Origin of the sequence: Mesorhizobium sp. M7D.F.Ca.US.004.03.1.1 (assembly GCF_003998635.1) — a bacterium.
Lineage (GTDB): Bacteria > Pseudomonadota > Alphaproteobacteria > Rhizobiales > Rhizobiaceae > Mesorhizobium > Mesorhizobium loti.
Map to the genome: position 1 here is coordinate 1 of NZ_RZQG01001785.1, position 461 is coordinate 461.

Below are 461 nucleotides of genomic sequence, written 5' to 3' on the forward strand. Positions count from 1 at the left end.
CCAGCGGGTCATCCTGACACTGAGCCGGCGGCTTGATAAAGCCCCAGAAGGTCAATACCGGTTTGCCATCGACCAGATAAATATGGTTTGGGTCAGGGATTTGCATTGCCCTGGCCAGCAATGCACCAAACAGACGGTGGCTGGGGTGTGGGTTGGTCTGCGTCTTTGCGACCAGATCACGAAATGTCGCCAGACTTTGTTCCAGCACCTGTAAGGCCTGAGCGAGTTGGGCATCACTCGCTGCCAGCCAGGAGGTCACTTTCCCAGGGAAAGGGGAATACCAGTCAATGCGGGTACCCGTTTCGTTCGGCTGCGGGACAGCCAGGCAGTCGGCGGCCTGTTGCTGTTGGCGAATGCGCAATGTTTCTCGCAATTGCAGAGCGCAGGCGTAAACCGGTTGCCCATTTTCGCCCAATGCAAGCACATCATCTAAACTGCCACTGCGTAAAAAGGGTTTCACC

General features: G+C 56.2%; 1 protein-coding gene. It reads right to left on the reverse strand.

Translation table 11 applies throughout. From position 1 onward, the window contains the following. Positions 1 to 461, reverse strand: a 461-nt coding sequence (locus tag EN935_RS40025; RefSeq protein ID WP_206534741.1) for an SrfA family protein, incomplete at both ends; no start/stop codon positions are given.